General features: G+C 44.5%; 15 protein-coding genes and 2 pseudogenes. 12 read left to right on the forward strand and 5 right to left on the reverse strand.

Translation table 11 applies throughout. From position 1 onward, the window contains the following. Window positions 1-12 precede the first annotated feature (12 nt). The 3 genes and pseudogenes from GNP95_RS22420 (at window position 13) to GNP95_RS22430 (ending at window position 2,592) form a co-directional block, all read left to right on the forward strand. Window positions 13-1,266, forward strand: coding sequence for an acyl-CoA dehydrogenase family protein (locus tag GNP95_RS22420; RefSeq protein ID WP_155613067.1), 1,254 nt, complete (start codon window positions 13-15; stop codon window positions 1,264-1,266). Continuing rightward, window positions 1,263-1,877, forward strand: coding sequence for a hypothetical protein (locus GNP95_RS22425; protein WP_155613068.1), 615 nt, complete (start codon window positions 1,263-1,265; stop codon window positions 1,875-1,877). Before GNP95_RS22420 ends, GNP95_RS22425 begins: the two co-directional genes overlap by 4 nt. A 146-nt stretch (window positions 1,878-2,023) precedes the next feature. Beyond that, window positions 2,024-2,592 (forward strand): annotated as a pseudogene (locus tag GNP95_RS22430) (helix-turn-helix domain-containing protein). Between the two features lie 86 nt (window positions 2,593-2,678). On the opposite strand, the gene GNP95_RS22435 reads toward GNP95_RS22430, so the two are convergent. Together GNP95_RS22435 and GNP95_RS22440 are read right to left on the reverse strand one after the other, a co-directional pair. Next, the gene (locus GNP95_RS22435; RefSeq protein WP_155613069.1) at window positions 2,679-3,080 is read right to left on the reverse strand and encodes a VOC family protein; all 402 of its coding nucleotides are present in this window, start codon (window positions 3,078-3,080) and stop codon (window positions 2,679-2,681) included. A 287-nt stretch (window positions 3,081-3,367) separates the two neighbouring features. Beyond that, window positions 3,368-4,330 (reverse strand): NAD(P)-dependent alcohol dehydrogenase, encoded by a 963-nt coding sequence (locus GNP95_RS22440; RefSeq protein WP_155613070.1) that lies wholly within the window; start codon window positions 4,328-4,330, stop codon window positions 3,368-3,370. A 122-nt stretch (window positions 4,331-4,452) separates the two neighbouring features. Between GNP95_RS22440 and GNP95_RS22445 the strand changes: the two genes are divergently transcribed. Beyond that, entirely contained in the window at window positions 4,453-5,058 is a 606-nt protein-coding gene (locus GNP95_RS22445) for a Crp/Fnr family transcriptional regulator (RefSeq protein ID WP_155613071.1), read from the forward strand. Between the two features lie 734 nt (window positions 5,059-5,792). Here GNP95_RS22445 and GNP95_RS22450 read toward each other — a convergent pair. Further along, a complete protein-coding gene (locus GNP95_RS22450) occupies window positions 5,793-6,353 on the reverse strand; it encodes a TetR/AcrR family transcriptional regulator (RefSeq protein WP_155613072.1) in 561 nt (186 codons plus the stop codon). A 167-nt stretch (window positions 6,354-6,520) separates the two neighbouring features. On the opposite strand from GNP95_RS22450, the gene GNP95_RS22455 reads away from it, so the two are divergent. Beyond that, a complete protein-coding gene (locus tag GNP95_RS22455; RefSeq protein WP_196427288.1) occupies window positions 6,521-7,453 on the forward strand; it encodes an NADP-dependent oxidoreductase in 933 nt (310 codons plus the stop codon). A gap of 32 nt (window positions 7,454-7,485) precedes the next feature. On the opposite strand, the gene GNP95_RS22460 is transcribed toward GNP95_RS22455, so the two are convergent. After that, on the reverse strand, window positions 7,486-7,827 hold the full coding sequence (locus tag GNP95_RS22460) for a winged helix-turn-helix transcriptional regulator (RefSeq protein WP_155613074.1): 342 nt from the start codon (window positions 7,825-7,827) through the stop codon (window positions 7,486-7,488). Window positions 7,828-7,935: 108 nt separating this feature from the next. Here GNP95_RS22460 and GNP95_RS22465 point away from each other — a divergent pair. From GNP95_RS22465 to GNP95_RS22480, 4 genes and pseudogenes are all read left to right on the forward strand, one after another. Then, a pseudogene (locus tag GNP95_RS22465) lies at window positions 7,936-8,326 on the forward strand (RidA family protein). Between the two features lie 90 nt (window positions 8,327-8,416). Further along, complete coding sequence (locus GNP95_RS26630) at window positions 8,417-9,328, forward strand: VanZ family protein (protein WP_330163588.1); 912 nt, start codon at window positions 8,417-8,419, stop codon at window positions 9,326-9,328. Between the two features lie 1,359 nt (window positions 9,329-10,687). Beyond that, a complete protein-coding gene (locus GNP95_RS22475; protein WP_413773772.1) occupies window positions 10,688-11,758 on the forward strand; it encodes a phosphotransferase enzyme family protein in 1,071 nt (356 codons plus the stop codon). A 155-nt stretch (window positions 11,759-11,913) separates the two neighbouring features. After that, window positions 11,914-12,510 carry a uracil-DNA glycosylase gene (locus GNP95_RS22480; protein WP_155613141.1) on the forward strand — a complete coding sequence of 199 codons (597 nt, stop codon included), beginning with the start codon at window positions 11,914-11,916 and terminating at the stop codon, window positions 12,508-12,510. 485 nt (window positions 12,511-12,995) lie between these two features. Here the strand turns inward: GNP95_RS22480 and GNP95_RS22485 are convergent, their stop codons facing one another. Next, window positions 12,996-13,289 carry a hypothetical protein gene (locus GNP95_RS22485; protein WP_155613076.1) on the reverse strand — a complete coding sequence of 98 codons (294 nt, stop codon included), beginning with the start codon at window positions 13,287-13,289 and terminating at the stop codon, window positions 12,996-12,998. 100 nt (window positions 13,290-13,389) lie between these two features. Here GNP95_RS22485 and GNP95_RS22490 point away from each other — a divergent pair, with 100 nt between their 5' ends. The 3 genes from GNP95_RS22490 to GNP95_RS22500 all read left to right on the forward strand — a co-directional run bounded on the left by GNP95_RS22490 (window position 13,390) and on the right by GNP95_RS22500 (window position 16,047). After that, window positions 13,390-13,539 carry a hypothetical protein gene (locus GNP95_RS22490; RefSeq protein WP_155613077.1) on the forward strand — a complete coding sequence of 50 codons (150 nt, stop codon included), beginning with the start codon at window positions 13,390-13,392 and terminating at the stop codon, window positions 13,537-13,539. A gap of 355 nt (window positions 13,540-13,894) precedes the next feature. Next, window positions 13,895-14,062: a hypothetical protein gene (locus GNP95_RS22495; RefSeq protein ID WP_230873958.1), complete on the forward strand. Its 168-nt coding sequence runs from the start codon at window positions 13,895-13,897 to the stop codon at window positions 14,060-14,062. Window positions 14,063-14,430: 368 nt separating this feature from the next. Further along, the gene (locus GNP95_RS22500; RefSeq protein ID WP_196427290.1) at window positions 14,431-16,047 is read left to right on the forward strand and encodes a hypothetical protein; all 1,617 of its coding nucleotides are present in this window, start codon (window positions 14,431-14,433) and stop codon (window positions 16,045-16,047) included. Window positions 16,048-16,050: the final 3 nt, after the last annotated feature.

Consider the following 16,050-nt stretch of genomic DNA (forward strand, 5'->3'; position numbering starts at 1 on the left):
GAGTGGATATTAATGGCCAATTTAAGTACAGAATGTCAGCTCACTGAACTTGAACAGCAATTGCTAGACCGGGCAGCCGAGTTAGTTCCCTATCTGCAGAAGTTCGGTACGATGATTGATGAAGAACGGCATATTCCTGAAGAAGTGATTCAAAAAATTTCAGATGCGGGGCTGTTTAAGCTGGGCACACCGAAAGAGTACGGGGGTCATGAGGTTGGTATTCGCGCCATGGTCGAGATTGTATCCGAGGTGGCCAAGGGGAATGGTTCTGTTGGCTGGGTCGTTCAAATCATCAACGGAAATAACTATAATGCAGCACTATCCTTACCTCCGGTCGTATTAGATTCGATCTATAACCCGGTAGAGGAGATCCGCTTTTGTTCTGTGTTGCTGGCACAAAAAACGGTCTTGAAGAAAGTAGACGGAGGATATTTGGTAGAGGAAGGATTGTGGAGGTTCGGTTCAGGTTCAAAGCATGCCACACATGCCTTGTTGAACTTGAAGGACGTAAAGTCCATGCAAGAAAGCAAAGCTGTTGAGATGATGCTGGCCGTTGTGCCGATGAGTGAAGTGACGATTGTTGATGATTGGTATACGATGAGTTTAAAAGGATCCGCAAGCAATAGTCTGAAAATCAAAAATGTGTTCATCCCCGACAAATATGTCGTTACCCATCAGGAAGGTTCGCTGCCTGCCCAGTTGCAGGGGCGTGACAGATACAGGCCTTACGGTCAGCTTATTATCAGTATCACAACAGGAATAAGCGCAATTCTCGGACTCGCCAGGGGGGCTGTCGAGTATTTTGTTGAACGAGCACCTCATAAGGGAATTTCGATGACGGTTCATACTTCTCAAGCGGCAGTGGGTCATATTCAATATAAAGTAGGACTTGCGGCGATGAAGGTCGAATCCGCTCATCTTCATATCAGTCGAACGATTAACCATTTGGAGCGTCACGTGCAAAACACAGAACCGTTTAGTTTAAGGGAAATGGCACAGCTGCAGACAGATATGACCTATGCAGCCATGTTGTGCTGGGAAGCCGTAGATCTGCTAATGGCAGAGAGCGGAGGGAGTGTGATTGCCGACTCCAATCGCTTGTCCCAAATATTCCGGGACATTCGAGGTGGTTCCAATCATGCGCTGACTACCGCATCGACTGGACTAGAACTATACGGAAGAATACTAATGGGTTTGCCTCCACAGCATCTCATGACAATAGGTGCAGCATCTGTTTTAAATGGGGCAAGGGGGAGGGTCACATGACTCTTTCACCCTCTCTCCGTAAGCTTGTACTCGCTATACATGTAATTACTACCATGGGATGGCTCGGCTCTGCAGCCGCTTATATCCCCCTAGCCGCCTATCTCCTAAACAATCAAGATGCCGATACGATACGATCTGCTATTCAAATGATGTCCATGGTTGTTAATTTTATTGTGGTCCCTGTGGCTTTTGCCTCGCTGCTCACCGGAGTTGCGTTATCCCTTGGCACCAGGTGGGGATTGTTCCGTCATTATTGGATCTCTTTTAAGCTTTTGTTTACTGTAATAGCCCTGTTTATGTTGGTCGCATACTTAGTAGAGCTCAACCATGCAGCTTCCATAGCATCAAAAAGTACATTGTCGAGCACCGACCTAAGTATTTTGAAGGATTCCATTCACATCGTACACCCAAGTGGAGGGCTGTTAGTCGTGCTTGTGGCAACAATCTTGTCGGTATACAAACCAAAAGGTATGACTAAGTATGGATGGCGTAAGCAGCAGGAAATTAAAAACAGTACCGAGCGTTATACAACACCAGTCTGGATCAAAATTCTGGGGTCCGCGGTAATCCTTTTGCTTCTGCTAATCGTTGCTTTAATCCTTTTCAATTAGAATCTATTAGATAAGCGGTAAAAACGATCTGTAAGGCAGACGTCACAAGAGCGGAAGTCAAGATCAGGGTACAACCATTGTCGATAAAGTCGGGTCTGGGTTGAAATATAGTAAAGCATGAGAAATTTTCAAAACGGGGTGACGGCGTGGTGAAAGAGGGAACAGACCATTATTCAGAAATCGACGAAGTCATTGCCTATATTCAAGCATATTGACGAACCGCTTCAACTTTCGCATCTGGCCGACATTGCGTTATACAGCCCATATCATTTTACGCGCATCTTCAAAGAGAAGATCGGGCTTCCGCCCTTGTATTATGTCTCGGCTCTCCGATTGCAGAAGGCCAAAGACCTGCTGCTGCAGACGGCTTGACCATTCGCGATATCGGATTAGATCGGGCAGCGATCCCCGAAGGGCTCCCATTATACGGACGCTGCTTCCTTCATTGGGGCGCTTCCGTTTTGTGGATGTCAGGCCTGGCACTTATTATTTGATGGCAACGTCTGTCTCTTGGGAGATGCAGACGAAGGATTTCCTGCTGCCGCATGCTACCTTGCGTACCCGATCGCACGCGCCGATTGTCGTTCAACCTCATACACCTGTACATTACCAGGAAGTCATGCTTCATCCTGCCCGGCAAGATGATCCCCCGATTCTTGTATCTTTGCCGTTGCTTATGCAGAACTTTCTCAATCTAAAGAATCAATCCTGGTAGCGGAAGTAGAGTCTATGGTCTGGAAAATATAAAAAGGTCAGCCTAATGGCCAACCAGTGTAATAGGGGAGTGGACGCGCGATCTGTCTAGCTCGGTTTAACCTCGTTGGAAATCATCCACAGCACGCCGAATTTGTCCTCAAGCTGTCCGTGCAGGGCGCCCCAGAAAGCAGGTTCTAAGGGGTACTTCACCTTGCCGCCTTCCGCAAGCTTCGCGAAGGCTTCGCGAGCTTCGTCCTCCGTTGCGAATTCCAGTGACAAGTTGATATTGTTCCTGCAATGAATCGGTTCGAAGGAGTCAGACATGTAGAGATTAACTCCGCCCGCCACAAGGCTCAGGTGAACGACCTTGTCCTTGATGGCGTCATTTGAATCGGGCAGCTGTCCGTATGTCATGATGGAGAGAACCTCTCCTCCTAGCGCATTCGTGTAAAACTCAGCTTGTGATCTTGCATCCTCGGATAAAATGTAGGTTGTGTGTTTAGCCATTGTTCGTACATCCTTTCTTCGTCATATTTGAATTTTTATAAACTCAGTATAGCATTCGATCCACAAGTGGATTTCTTCTGAATTGCTACGATTTCGCATCTGGTCATTCGGTTAAATTTCAATACGACGACGAAGTAAGTTAGATGCAAGAATAAATTAGGGGGCGTAGAGGAATTTGGTAAGGTGGTAGCGATGTCCATGTCAAACTTCCGATCGGTAACAAGTTGATTATTTGCCGGGAATAGATAATTTAACGCAAGCTTCTGAACGATAAGGGACGTTTGACTTTAGAAATGAATGATGACGTTCCCTTTTTTACGTTCGGTCTCTACATATTCGTGGGCATCCGCCAGACGCTCCAAAGGATATCGACGATCAATCACGGCATTCAGTGTTCCATGGTTGGCGAGTTCCATGAGAAACGTCAAATTCGTTTTATTTTGCATAAGCCCGGCTGTTGCAAAAACAGCCTTTTTGCCTTTAAACAGAGATGTCCACATCATTTGCAGGAGGATAGACAAACTGGGTGCGGTCGTCAGATAAATTCCCTTGGCCGTAAGCGCGCGCTTGCATGCCGAGAAGGAACATTTGCCTACAGCATCAAAAACGACATCATAGACTTTGTCCGCCTTCGTGAAATCTTCCTGGGTATAATCAATAACAAAATCTGCCCCTGCTTTTCTTACCAGACTTTCGTTGCCGCCAGAGCAAACACCGGTTACTTCAGCGCCATAGTATTTGGCCAATTGCACCGCATAGATGCCTACGGCCCCTGAGGCGCCATTAATTAGTACTTTCTGTCCTCCCCGCAATTTCGCCTTATCCCTTAGAAACGTCAATGCTGTGGCTCCTCCGTCACAGACGGCGACAGCTTCTTCGAAGGTGAGGGTGTCCGGTATAACCGCAAGAGGGCTTTCTTCGGAAAGACACTTGTATTCGGCGTAAGCACCGAAGGTTTTAACGCTCATCCCCAAGACGCGGTCCCCTGGCTTAAAATGCTGTATTTCCTTGCCGACGGCATCGATCACTCCCGCTAGCTCGCATCCTCCAATGGCATATTTCGGCCTGGACCATCCATAAATCAATTTAATCATCGACGGATCGCCCTTGCGAAAAGCGCAATCCGACGGCCCTACTGACACTGCCTGGATACGTATGCGAATTTCTTTGTCTCCAGGCGACGGTTCTGCGACTTCTTGCAGATTAATAACTTCCGGTGGACCATACGAGTTTTGAACCATTGCTTTCATGGGTGTTCCCTCCTACCGGTAATTTTAAATGCTCCTTTGCATCGGCCCTTTACAATAAGCCCCAACCGTTAGAATATGAATAAGAGAAGAAACGGAAGAGAAGGAGCTGAAGGGCACTGGCAATGAAAGATATTTTATATAAATACATATCGAGGTGGACTTCCCTTAACGAGGAAGATCAGCAAGCCATAATGAACGAAATTTGTACGGAGGAATTTTCAAAAGGAACCGTTATCTTCCATCAAGGAGATATTCCTACAGCATGCTATTTCATCTTGAAAGGCTGCGTAAGGCAGTATTCGCTCGATGAAGAGGGTAGAGAGGTTACGTCCAATTTTTACACCGAGGAGCAAGCCATCGCGATTTTCAATTATCACAAACCTGACAAGTCTTCCGATTACACTTTCGTGTGTGTAGAAGATTCGGTCATGGTCGTTGGCGATCTGGATAAGGAACAGGACATGTATGACAAGCATCCTCAGTTAGAATTAATGACTCGAAGGATGATAGAGGAGAACTTCAGTGAGGTTCAAGAGGAATTCGCTGCTTTTATCGCTTCTTCGCCTGAAGAACGCTTCAAGACACTTCTAATGAAACGCCCTTCGCTGATCGACCGGGTACCCCAACATCAACTGGCTAGTTATCTCGGCATTACGCCGGAGTCACTAAGCAGAATTAAGAAGAGAATCCTTGGAATATCCATGAAAACACCCCCTAAGTTCAAGTAATGACTACATTGTAACTAGGGGGCTGGTTTCGTGCATTGACTTAAGTCAAGAGATGAGCCAGGAGGTTGATTATAGTTAAAGTTTCCCTGGAATTCAGCGGCAAAAGATTGTTGAGGCGTCTCTAACACTGTGACTCGGAATTACAGAATTGCCATCTACTTAAAAAATGCAGGTAAGTCGATTTTTCCTTCTTAGATTCGTCGCATAACACTTACATTCAATCGGAGGACGCGAGAACACAGGCTGCATTCTATGCGCAAGCATTAGGAGGGGAAATCCGTTCGATTATGACTTACGGCAAGTTCCCGGAACGCCGGAAGCGAACAAGGATAACGTGATGCATTTGGTACTGTCTGTAGCCGGTGAGAATATACTGTTCCTTGCTGACTTCGCCTTAAAGAGATACGCTGTGTTGTTTTACAGAGTTCTTGATTACTCCAGTGAGGACACATTATTGATTGCTTTTACCCGTTCGTAACGCTACTTGAAGAAAGACTGCCCATGCGAGGCAGTCTTACCGTAAACGATCACTTTTAGGGTTTCGTTTCTCGATTTACATCGTAATCGATCGGGTATATTTGGAAAGTAGTTACATTTAAGTGCATTAGTTTCAAAAAATGAACTATGGAGTGGTTGTGATGATGGATCATATACCTGTCCGGCCGTTAAACCGATTCTGGAGCATGGCGCACATTTACAGATAGAGACGAATGAGATTTGAAGAAGAAGAGTCACTATTTATGGATTTGATTTCTTTCCAGCAGGGCCCATAATTCCCGAGCCAATTGGTTGGCAGGGACAGGCATTTTATTAAGGATCCACCACTCCACGATGCCTACGATCGCTGAAGCCATGAATTGAACGAGAATATCCTTGTTCATCCCTTTATTGATGCCGCTCATATTCACCTGTTCTTGTATACCCTTCACCATGAATTGGTGCATGCGATCCCGAAAGGAAGGCATCCCCTCATTATTCAACATCGAGGTATAGAACTGGTAATGATCTTCCAAATATTCCGTGGTCGCAAGAATGGAATCGAATGTAGGGAAATGTGTTGGGTCGTGCCCCTGTAATGCACAGATCCGCAGTAGTTCGGCAAATTGTTCCTCAATGCATTTGTCTAGCAGTTGAAACTTATCTAAGTAATGCAAATAGAACGTGCCCCGGTTCAGGTTGGCCCTTTCCGATATGAGATGAACGGTAATATCTTTGAAGTCTTTTTCAGCCATGAGCTCGAAAAAGGCCTTTTTTATGGCTTCCCGCGATTTTAAGATTCGGCGATCCACGGTCATCGTTACTACCTCCTATATAAAATGAACATTTATGAAAATCATGTTGATTAGTGAACAATCCAAGCATGATTAACGATTGAACTCTTCCAGATCAAGACTTACAATTTTATTGTATTAGACGAGTGTTAATTAATCAACGTATGTTCATAAATTGGGAGGTAAGAAGTATGAGAGCGATAACGATTCATGGATACGGGGATCCAGATGTGCTAGAAGAACAGGAAGTGACCGAACCCGCCTTTAACGACAACCAAGTTCTTGTGGAGGTAGTTGCGACTTCCGTTAATCCTGTCGATAGCAACATCCGGGCAGGTCTGGTGCAGGAGGTTTTTCCGGTACATCAATTTCCTCATATTCTAGGACTGGATCTTGCAGGTGTGGTTAAGGAAGTGGGAGCGGCGGTAAAACATGTGAAGCGAGGAGACCGAGTATTCGGCTTGGGGAGTTCAGGAACCTATGCTGAATATGCGGTTGCCGAAGGAACCCAAATCGCAAAACTGTCTTCTAACCTATCATTTAATGAAGCGGGAGCGTTGCCTGCCGTTGCCTTAACCGCTTGGCATTCATTGTTCCGTTATGGGGAGTTGAAGGAAGGCGAACGTGTGCTCATCCATGGCGGGGCAGGCGGTGTTGGGCATATAGCAATTCAAATGGCCAAGTTAACGGGTGCCCATGTTATTGCAACAGCAAGCTCAAGAAATCATGAATTTATTCGCCAACTAGGAGCGGATGAAGTCATCGATTATACGGCCGTTGACTTCTCTGCGGTCGTCAGGGACGTGGATATGGTGCTTGATTTCATTGTTGGTCTGGAGCAAGAGAGAAATTGCAAAGTACTGAAGAAAGGCGGTAGGGTGGTTTCAATTGTAACTCCAGACATTGCCGACATCACACGAGCATATGATGTGAATGGTAAATTTGTCATTGTCGATCCGAAGCGTGAAGAACTGGAACAGATCCATGAGTGGATGCAGGATCAAAGGCTAAAGGTCCACATCAGCGACATATTCCCTCTGAGTGAGGCAGCTCTGCGCATGGCGCATACTCAAATTGAAACCAAGCATACCAGGGGAAAATTAGGGATACAAATTCGGGAATAAGGCGAGCTGTTATACCAAAAGAGGAAGCAGACTCAAGGGTGTTGGTTTTTTGCCCCCCACTCACATAGGCCTTCCAAAATAGGCAGCAGTGTTTTCGCTTTCTCTGTGAGACGGTACTCGACTTTTGGAGGAATTTGCGGATATTCTTTCCGCTCAACCATGCCATCTCTCTCTAATTCTTTGAGTTGTGAACTCAGTATTTTATAAGTAATAGCCCCAATCTGTCTCTTCAGATCATTAAAACGAACCGGTTCGTTTTCTGCCAAAAGGTAAATAATCACCATCTTCCATTTTCCGCCAATAACTGATAATGTATATCCGAACGGAGTATCTTGAATATCTTTAACTTTACCTTTGTATTGAGCCATACCCATGTTTACACTATCCTTTCTGGTAGTATCTATCCATAAAGTGCGTACTACTTTTTTAGTTGTCTCCATTTTATACTAATCGTACTTTAAGCTAAAGGAGTGTACAAAATAATGATGGCTAGAACTTATAATCACGGTGTTGCATGGGAAGAAGGCAGCGGCATTTCCCAAGGTTATTCCGTCAACGGCACGATTTACATTTCGTGACAATTCTCCCACGATAATGCAGAGCACATTGATCGGCGCAGGAGATATCGAGGCGCAGACTAGGCAGACGCTAGAGAATCTTGATCGTGTACTGGCAGGATTTGGTGCTACAAAGTCTAACCTCGCTTATGTTGAGATCTATCTGACCAATGTGGAAGAACATTTTGAGCCTTGCATCCAGCTGTTTAAAGAATATATGGGGCAGCATCGGCCTGCCGGCAGTCTCATTGGCGTGACAACGTTGGCTTTCCCTGAGCAACTGATTGAAATCAGTGCCGTCGCCCACATGGACTGATAATAATGATGCCGAAACATTCAACATGTCGCACCAAGTGCTAGAAAAGAGGTCTATATAATTGTAGGAAAAGCTCGAACCGCAACGATTATCGGACTAACTGCTTATACCGCACTTATGTTATATTTTCTGTATTTCGGCTTTGACCGGATCAATAGCATCCACGATGGGGCGAATAGGTATAATCTGATCCCGGACGGTATTTCACTATCTTTACCAACGGGTAACGTGACCTGGTTTTGGTTTTATAACTTTGCGAATTTTGCGGCGTTCCTGCCCTATGGGATGTTCGTTCCGCGGGTGGCATCGGTCCGGTTTCTCCGGTTCTTAGGGTTGTTTCTCGTTACGATCTCGATTCTTGAAGCATTGCAATGGGCGACCGGGCTGGGAAGCTTCGATATTGACGACATTCTCACAAATGTGCTAGGGGGTGTCGTTGGGTATATGGCGCAGAGATGGGTGCCTCGCACGAAGGATACCTTGAAGGGAATAGGGATGATCTTCGCCGCGGCGGCTCTGTTCTCGCTCGGAACGATCATTGCAGTCCAGGGGATAAATCATTGGATTGCGAAGGCAACAAGCGTCGAGGCAGGCAGAGAGGTCGGGATCGACAGTCTTCCGGTAAAGGAAGGTTTGATCTCCTGGGACCCCAGCCCCGCTGGATTTGAAGTCGGGGGCCATCAAATGGAGCCTCAGGTGAATTTGTTGAGCAGAGAGAACCCGGGATCAACGAGTGTAACGTACGCGTTGGATGGGAAGTATTTGACCTTCTCTGGCAACATGGGCGTTCCGGACGCCATCCCTCAGGGTGAAAGTACGGTGATCATCGCCTTGGACGGCGAGGTCAGCGAGAGGATCGTCAGCAGCGAAAACGCCAGTTATTTTGAAATGGACGTGTATGGGGCGAAAGAGCTTACCATAACGATTAGGAATGAAAACGATAAGCCGAATACGAATGTCGTGCTATGGGATATGATTCTCACAGAAATAAAGAATCGATAACGAGATTAACCTTATTATAAGTTACGCTATTAGTTGCTAAGCGAAGAAGGCAGTGATTTATACAGCCGTTAGACTTCAATTTCGTAGTAAAAATTCACGTTGGTAAATTGCCTGAATCCTTTCCAAAACGTGTTGCGCTTCGCCTGCGGAGATGAGCTTTTTCTCCGGACCGGCCAGAGTGGGCAAGTCTCCGAACTCCGTAGGGTAAGCCCGCAGGTGGAGTATACGGAACGATAGTTGCATTACTACCGGTAAATCGTGGGGGATTACGGCGGAATCATAGAGAACAACATCGATACGAATTTTGCGTTATCAGCGATTCTGTTTGAAAATTCATACTGAATCGTTATTTTTTTGTCAATTTGAGCAAATGTGTATGAATTTTCATATAGAAACCATAGAGTAAACGTTTGAAGGGCAATTTAGTATGATTTTTCGAGTATATTATACGGGCACTTGATTGAATTAACGTAGTCGTCGTAAGGATGGATGCGCATGAATACCTGGCTCAGAAAAATCCACTTCTTCTACATACTCGTTGCTGCAGCCGCAGTTCCATTTTTCAGTCGTACGATATTCGTAGCACCTGTGTTCTGAATCACTTCATCGAAACGATGACGACCTAGTGGGCAGATTGCGCGAAGGTGGACAGGATCGAACAATACCCCTTAGTACTAACGGTTGCCATGGCTGTTAATCGGCCGATTTTTCACTTTTTAAGAATCTAACGGTTGTAGATGCTGCTATTTTAACGTTTTTAATATGTTGAATTGAATTCGGCACATATAACGTGGATTCCAACTGTTAGAACATCGATGTGTTCGTTTTCACCAGATTAACAGCTGTGGCAACCGTTAGAAATTTGGAAAGGTGCGCAGGCTTTTCGAACCGTCTTCGTGAAACCAGTGAGGGAAGTGGACTAGATTTAGATTCAACCGTAAGCCATTTAATGCGCTTCGACTCCCGGTTGGCTATAAATATCCCTAAGTTTATTTGAGAGAGATGTATAGATGCGGTATGAAATGACTGTGCTGCTGGAGTATTCATCGTAAAGGCGCCGAGAGATGACTTATTGTATGCTTACCTGTATTAAATTGGAGAACCGTACCCGCGTAAGCCAGAGACTTATTCCAAATGAAAAGTATTATTTTACGAAGGCCACATCACAAAATAACTTGGTTGATACGGTAATCGTTTTGTAAAAACGCTTTATTATATTTAAAGTTTCCCTAGAATTTGGTGGAGTCCTTAACTAAAATATGGAGAAGTAGCTTAGAGGAGGATGTTTCAATGCTAAATAAGGTGATTATCATTCAATGCGGGAAGTCGTTGTGAAATATTTGACTGGAGGAGATATTTATAAATCATTGCGAAGTTGTTAAAATCAGTGATGCCTATTTACTTTCATTAGTAACAGAGCTGTACGGATTGGAAGGTTATGAATTTCAGCTGATACCGGCACATGACGGAGGACGGAACGTCGTATATACCTGTGAGAAAGAGGGTGACGACGCAATACTCCGAATTGCTTTCTTGCCTGACAGGAGCCGGGGGGATTTTCTGGCCGAAGTGGAATATGTCAGGTATTTGTTCGAGCATGGCGGAAGTGTCTCGGATGTTGTCAGCTCTCGGAAGGGGAATTTGCTGGAAGAGATCACCCATAATAATCATACCTTCTTTATCTGTCTGTTTAAGAAAGCAAGGGGAAAATTGCTCGTAGAAAATCATTATCAGTATCGGGAAGGCGTTCCAATTACCGAGTATTACTACAATTGTGGTAAAGTCCTGGGGAAACTGCATCAGATATCGAAAGGATACCAACCTGTTCATCGCCGGTCTAGTTTTTTTGACAAGTACAATGCTGACTATATCGAGAAACTGATCCCCGGCTCGCTACCATTGCTGAAGGAGAAGCTGTTAGAGCTCCTAGAAGCCTTAGATGGGTTGGACAGGAACCTCGAATCCTTTGGTATGGTCCATTTTGATTACAACGATGGGAATTATTCGATAGATTTTGATACAGGTCAGATAATGGTATACGATTTCGATAATTCATGTTACTGCTGGTATATGTTTGACCTAGCGGGTCTTTGGACACACGGAGTGGGCTGGATACAATTTGAACCAGATGCCGATAAACGAAAAAAGTTCATGGATGATTATTTTGAAACCGTCCTTGCGGGATACAGAACTGAGACAAGTATCGAGTGTTCAATGCTAGAAAAATTACCCCTATTTATCCAAGTATCCCTTATGGAGAGTATTAACGATGCGTTCGAGGTTATGCGGAACAATGGCGAAGAGCCGGAGTGTGATGAAGACTTGTCATATCGCATAAAATGCCTGGAAGATGATATTCCCTACATGGGTTTTTTCCATGAAATTTACTCGTGTGAAGAACCCTTTGAGTATGAGGTACGGACGATTTAGTTTTATAAAAAGGCCATCCTGAAACAGGATGGCCTTAAAATTTGCTGTTACAGCCTTGGGGAGGGGGAACCGTACCATAAGGAATGGAAAGTTTTTGCTGCGGGCGGGCATAATAGATCCATGGTGTGTGATAGGAAGGAGCTATATGACAAGTGATGGATCATCCCTTTGTAATCTTACCTGAAGAACAAGCGCCCAAAGGTATAGAGCACTGTGAATTGTGCGAACTATCCAAGCAGCGGAATCGTCTCATCTGGGGTGAAGGAAATCCGAGAGCTTCGCTTATGATGATTCTGGATAATCCCGGAGCCCGGGAGGATCGGCAAGGAAATTCATTTCTGTGTGGTACCCGAGAAACGCTCCAACTCGGCATGAGAGAGGCAGGGATAGAAGTAAATGAGGTTTATGTCACCTATTTGCTAAAACGCCGACCGATGCGTGCCTATAATAAGCCTGACACTAGAGCCGCGTGTCTTCCTCATTTAGAGATGCAGATCTTTCAGAAGCAGCCGCTTGTACTATTTGGATTTGGAAATGTCGTGGTGGAAGGCTTATTCCCGGATAAGGAGAGTGCCAGTGTTAAGGAATTACGAGGCAGTTGGCAGGAGTTTCAGGGTACGCCTATCAGCTTCACCTATCACCCGCTGGCAGTAAGAAGACGACCCAATCTACTAAGGTTCTTCGTAGAAGATTTAAAGGCTTTGAAGGAGAAGTGGAATGAGATTCAACACGTCCGGAAAACCAGCACATAAAATTAAACAAAGATTAAACTTGAGTGCGCCTTAAAGCGAACCTAAGGATGTTAAGATTGCGGTTGAGGTGATGAAAATGAACGTTAAAAAACGGAACTGGGCAGGGTATATGGCGTTCATCTGCGGGTTATTATATGCACTTCCGCACTTTTGGTGGGGTTTGGGAATTTCTTTTGGCTTCCCGGGAAATTTTGCAAAGGTGCCAGACGAATTATTAACACGACTCATTGGTTATTGGTTTATGGGAGGATTTAGATTTGGACTGTAATTCGATGTTTGATGGTAGCTTGAAACGTCTAGAGCAAAAACCATCCCACATTGAGGAAGCAAGATCATTTGATGATATGTATATTGTTTATACTAGTCGATGAAAACAGTATTTCATTTAAAAAGAGAAATGTAGCTGAATTAGAGAGTAGATTCGATTATTAAATTAGAAAAATAAGAGAGAGCCTCTATAAGCTCTCTCAGATGAAATATTTATATTATTTAATCCAAACTGTCCACCAATGTGTATCTGTAGTCAAATTGTCATCAATGAATGAAAAATAATAGGTGGAGCCTTGGTATTGAATACTGGTTCCATTAAAATCGCTTCTTTTATAATCTTTTTTTGGATAAGGAATGCCAACCGCGTTACATGTTGGGCAGTAACCGCCTAACTGTACCACTCCTTTGGTACTGCTATTTTGTGTGGTTGCCTGTTCAGCAGATACAGGGATGACTAACAGAGAAGCAGTAAGAATAGTTGCAGAAATAGCTGAGAAGATTTTTTTCATAGAATCATCTCCTTATATTTTAATTCAATGGTTATATTACCATAATACCAATATAGAGTAAATAAAACTATTTATTAACAAATAAACCAAGGAGACTATTATGGAACAAGAGCAATTTGTTCATATTTATGACCAGAGAGAAATAATTTGCTCAGAAACAGGAAAAAAAGAAGTTGCTGAAATGTGTGAAGATGAGGGTGGATATATGTGGGAACAATGTACTGGATGTGGTTGTCATACATGGTTGTAAAAGTAGAAAATAAGATGAAATTTTTCATTATTCCGGCAGTTGTTATCATATATGGGTATAGCTGCTTTTAGTTTAGCGTTTTCTTCTATTGATCCAAAAATTAAGGCTATCGGAATTTTAATAGGTTTGACATTTGTCTATATCACAATAATGATCAATATGTATTTTTCAATTATCAATGCCAGAAACAGATAAAAAAGAATTAAAACGGTTTTATCTGTTTTCTCCTTCTCGGTCTGCATGGGTTTCTCGTTCAACGAACAATCATTATTCGGCCATTAATACGGCTGAAAAGCTGGGTTTTGTAAATGGGGGTGAAACAGGTGAGCGACTATCTTACAGAACAAATTGAGAGATGGCGATCGGACGTGTCGTTTCCGCTCCCTCTTTTGCAGAACAGGATGCAAGCCCGATGGCGGCATGGGGATATGTGTGGTATGCACTGTTCCTTGTCTGGGGAATTTCGCTTGGCTTTGCTGCCTATTTCGATGTAAAATCCAAATCACTTAGACTTCGTGGATAGATAGGATTATACAACGTTATACCTAAAAGAGGTGAATGTCTTGAGGCATTCGCTAAAAATGGGGTGGTACCATGTGAGCCGCTCTCGTCCCTTTAAGGATGAGGGTTTTTTGTTGTCCAAAATGAGGGGGAAATCTCCTACCCCAGAACGAAGAAGCTGGTGAGATTATATGGGTATATTGTAGAAATTTGGTACATTCATCCTATGTAATAATATTCCATATTAAGATATATTTATATGCAAACGATGCCTGGGGCCACAACGTAAGGGGGTGGTGACACATTCCATATTTAACTCGATGGCTCAAATGGAGATTGTATATTCGTTGGAGGAACGAGTGGAAAAGCAGAGCACGGTTATTCTTCCTGATGCTCCTATGGGAACTCATTAAAATGGTTGCCTACTTTTGGGGAACCGCATTCCTGACAAGCAAATATATGAACCCGAATGAAGGCGGCATCGATCATCTGCATTTGATATGGGCGATAGTTAGTTTCCTAATGATCGCGGTCTCCACTTTGAGCGGGATTAAATCGGCAAAGTGGGAACTCAATACGCAAGATGACTTCTTATTGCAGAATGTGTGGTTCTCAGAGCAGATCAAACATTTGCTCCTTCGCCTTGAGCATATTCTATGGGATGCCAAACAGTGGATTTCATTCTTGCTTCCGGTACTGGCCGCCATTGTATGGACAACGCGCATTCCACCTCTCCATGCCATTTGGATTCTTGCCTTGTCGTTTCTGGTATTTACAATTCTCACTCAGGGAATTGCAGCGTTATATTCCGGAATCCTTAAGACAAGAGACCGGAGTCGGGCTGCACTCGTTGGAACGATGGCCGGGGCAATCATCGCCCGAACGGTTATCGTGGCGCTCTGCACCATAGCTGGAAGAATCGCGGCTCCATGGGTAAATACCTTCCCTCTCATTCAGAGAGAATTGGATGTGCAAGCTTTGGAGACATGGCAGCGGGAAGGCTCGAAACTGTTCATGGAGGAAGTTCAGCATGTTTTGCGCTTTCTGCTGGAAAGTTGGTGGCCTCATGTTGCATTGGCCGATCTGTTTATGCTCCAAGCATCCGGTTGGCTGATTCTTTGGGCGATTGTATTCGGCGGTGCTATTACTGGGACAAGACTAAACGCTTTCTCACGCCGAAATCGGCAAATAGCATTCAACAAAATATTGGAAACCTTGTATGGAAAGTTGCATTCGATTGTACCGGCGAAGGACGCAGGATTGTTATCCGCGCGAATCAAAGTACTTTGCCGTAGCAGTTATACTCTTAGAAATCTCCAGGCTCTATTCGGCGGCATAGGATTCTGGATCCTGATCGGCATATTCTCCGGGATGCTGAGCAGAGTCAATGTTGACAAGATTGAATACGCTGTCTTGAGCTTTATGTCGTTCATGATTATGTACTTCTTATCGTTCGAGTTATATAGCTCTCTATCAGGCAAGATTTCACTAGAAGCAAGCGGCGAACGTATCATCCTTGACCTCATGGCAGAGAGAACGCTCTGGAATGAATTGCAGCAGCAGTGGAGCATTCACAAGCTGCTCGCTTGGCCCATCTTTGCATTTGGACAGTTGGTGGTTATTTTGCTATCGGGGAAGTTCTCGATACTACTCCTGCTGCTCCTGCCGGTCCAGGCCATCTATGTTTGGTGCTTTACGTTAATCTGCCATATTCCTAGTGTAATCCACCCAAGATTTGATTATTTGAACCCGGAACAAATTCAAGATTATCCCGAAAAGGAAGTTATCAGGGGGATCACGCACTATATTGTACTCGGGGTCATTCTCCCTGTCGCGCTGTTGCCGTTAATCCTATACATGGCGGACTATATTGAGTTCTCCTGGTTCGTCAGCCTGCAATACATCGTAATTCCCGGTCTTATGTTCGGAGTTGCGGCAATTGGTTTGCGTTTGATGAAGGCCAAATTGCACCGTTGGATTGACATCAACGATCTTCATTTGAAGTAGGCG

Origin of the sequence: Paenibacillus woosongensis (genome assembly GCF_009725165.1) — a bacterium.
Taxonomy (GTDB): domain Bacteria; phylum Bacillota; class Bacilli; order Paenibacillales; family Paenibacillaceae; genus Fontibacillus; species Fontibacillus woosongensis.